At 31.4% G+C, this 3,400-nt stretch carries 1 protein-coding gene; it reads right to left on the bottom strand.

All coding sequences use genetic code 11. The features are described from left to right. Positions 1-110: 110 nt before the first annotated feature. Complete coding sequence (locus tag ACOVO2_RS12595) at positions 111-3,254, bottom strand: DUF3427 domain-containing protein (RefSeq protein WP_421770319.1); 3,144 nt, start codon at positions 3,252-3,254, stop codon at positions 111-113. Positions 3,255-3,400: the final 146 nt, after the last annotated feature.

Raw genomic sequence — 3,400 nt, 5'->3', positions numbered from 1 at the left:
GGTTATGAAATTGCTGATAAAATTATAGCATAAATATTCATAAACCTAAACTCATTCCAAAACCATTTACTCTGTCGGATGTATCTATAATTGAAAAATGTAAGGCAAAACTATCCAATAGCCATTTTAGCTGAGTCTTTCCATAAATAAGGAGGCATTGAAGTACTCAATTTCCATATTATATTCATTGGTTTAGCCCCTGTTGACTCAACTAAATTTGCTTTGCCAATAAATACATAAGACATAGTATTTTTATACTCATCTTCGTTTTTTTCTCTAACAAAAAGTAAAATTATTTTATTTGATTTTTGATGATTGAGATAAGAAAGACCTTTGCCTTTTTCTGGGCTTGTCGCATTTTGAGATTGCCAATGAAAAAGATTCTCGCTAATTGCGTAGTCTTGATATAATGTTGTAGGTGAAAAATCTTTTTCGGATTTTATTAAATCAACAAAAAGTAATTCTGTATTAAGTTCTTTGTTTTCTGCAACACCTTCACGATTTGAAGATTTACTTTCAAAGCTACTTAATCTGAATGCTGCTAAGACTTGTTCTCTTGTATAACGGGCATGAAGTTTTAAAGGTTGATAATATGGTAGTTCGATTTCAGTTTCTAAGAAATCTATTCTGTCAATCAAGACCTCGATTAATTCGATAATTTCTTGAACTAAAACCTTATTTCTACCAATTTCGACGATACTTTCTTGTAAAGAATTAAAACCACCCGCATTTTGCCAAACGTCATAATGTAGCATTAGGCACATACTTTTCTCAATTTCACTAAGAGTATTGATATCGACATTAAATCCTGTTTGGGCAAGATTTAAAATAAACTGAAAGTAAGAGGAAGATTTGCACGAAAGCCATTTTTTACTAATTGCTCTATAAATTTCTTTTTCGTTTTTAGAACTAAAGTCATCAATTTGTTCAGCTTCGGCCAAAAGTCTTTTCCAAGAATATCTTTTATAAATAGTTTGAATAGGTATGTGATAAAAGTTTAAAAAGTTGTTTAAAGTAAGTGGTAATTCGGTTTGATGTTTGAAATTGCATACTTTGTTGAGCAGCTGATTTATATTTAGTAATGAAGCATTTTTTATGTTTTTTAGAATTATATCTTTGGCCTTTTTCTCTAAAACTATAGAGCAACCCAAAGGCAAATGAGGAAAATTATCTTCGATTTCTTTATGAATCGGAGTTGTGGTTTTTCCAACTAATGCTCTAAATTTCCCTTCAAAATCGTATTCTGGTCGGGCATTACTTACAAAGTCTAAAACTGTTAGACATTCCTTGCCTTCAGATAACCTTAAACCTCGGCCAAGTTGTTGAAGAAAAACTGTTAAACTCTCAGTAGGTCTTAAAAAGAGTACTGTGTCAATTTCGGGAATGTCAACCCCCTCATTGAAAATATCAACAACAAAAAGATAATTGATTTCTTTATTCCTAAATTTTCGTCTAAGTTCGTCTCTCAATTCGTTACGAGAGCTAACTAAATAGTCTGCTTTTAAGCCTGCAAGCGTAAACTTTTCAGACATATATTGAGCATGCTCTTGTGTGATACAAAAGCATAATGCACGTAAATCATGAATATCACGTAAATATTTGTTAAGATTTACAATGATTTCGCCAACTCTAATATCATTTTGAGTGTATATCTTCGTGAGCTCGCCAGGTAGATATTTTCCATTTTGCCATGTAGCGTTAGATAAATCTATACTATCTGAAATACCGAAATATTGAAAAGGACAAAGTAATTTTCGATTTAGTGCTTCGGGTAGTCTGATTTCGGCAGCAATATTATTACAAAAATCTTTTAAAATATTCTCTCCATCCATCCTTTCTGGGGTGGCTGTAAGGCCTAACAGAATCGTCGGTTTGAAACGATTTAAAATGGGTCTGTAACTGGAAGCAGTAATATGATGAACTTCATCGATAATAATAAAGTCATAGAATGCTTCTGAAAGTGACAATGATTCAAGTCTATTATTTAAAGTTTGTACAGACGCAAAAACACAATCGTATTTGTCTGGCTCGATACCATCAACCCATAATTCGCCAAAATTATTATCTCGTAAAACACCTCTAAATGTTGCAATTGCCTGTTGAAGGATTTCTTTTCGGTGTGCAATAAATAGTAGTTTGGCATTTGAATCCTGCTTTTTTACCTTTTTGAAATCGAATGCTGAAATTACTGTTTTTCCTGTTCCAGTAGCAGCAACTACCAAATTTCTAAAACGTTGATGTAGAAGCCTTTCCGTTTCAAGTTTTTCAAGAATTTCTTTTTGAAAAGGGAATGGTTCGATATCGAAATATGTTAAAGAATCATTTTTGTCTTGAGTTCGTTCTTTTTTGAGAGCTATTCTCAATTTTTCGGAATGTATATTTGGAGAAAACGCCTCAAATTCATTGTCTTCCCAGTAAGTATCGAATGTTTTCTGAAATTTATCAATGATGTGACCAACTTCTTTAGTAGTTACCTTTAGATTCCACTCTAAACCATTGGTTAATGCTGACCTTGATAAATTTGATGAACCAATATAACCAGTATGAAACCCAGTATTTCTTAAAAATAGGTAGGCTTTAGCGTGCAATCTTTCATTATCTGAATTGTAAGAAACTTTGATTTCTGTATTCTTTAATCCAGATAAATATTCTACTGCTTTTAAGTCTGTTGCTCCCATATAAGAGGTGGTAATGATTTTTAACTTACCACCTCTGTTTGTAAACTCTGTCAACTCTTTTTCAAAAATTCTTATGCCAGACCATTTGATAAACGATACGAGGAAATTTATTTTATCAGAAGAAAGAATTTCTTTTTTTATTTCACTTTCGAGAGAAACACCTGCGTTATTCCCAGTAAATAATTCACTTTGTGATAATCTTGTATAAGGAGTAATCTCTTTTAGGTATTTTTCAAAATCAAAAAAAGGATTATCTAATTTTGAAAAAATAGCTGTTAAAATTTTAGCTTCGGTTATGATTATATTTTCATTAAAATCTTCATCCTTTAAGTTATCTCTAATAAGCCTAATTATTTTATTTGAAAGCTCAATTTGTCTTTCAATACTATCGTCTCCAGTTATGTAACTCAAGGCAATGCGTATGATATCAATCAGATATTGAGATAGAATTTTTGCTGCTTCACTTTTATCAATGTTTGATTGATGAATGTAGAATTGATTGGTATCTATATCTTTGAGTTTGGATGCAATCAATTTATTTATTAGCTGTTCGTAAAGTCCGAGTGCTGGTGTCATAAAGTTGAATGAAATTTTATAATTCGTGTAAATATCACTAAAAGTATGAATTTTTAAAACATTGGGCCTAAAACCTGACGTAAAACCTCTACAAACCCAACAAAAAATGAGCTTGCTGTCATTATGAGTATGCTATCGTTTTTAAC

This window comes from Emticicia sp. (assembly GCF_049241225.1).
Classification (GTDB): Bacteria; Bacteroidota; Bacteroidia; order Cytophagales; family Spirosomataceae; genus Emticicia.
Note: the sequence above shows the minus strand (reverse complement) of the source record. Positions and strands in the feature narration are given on the sequence as shown.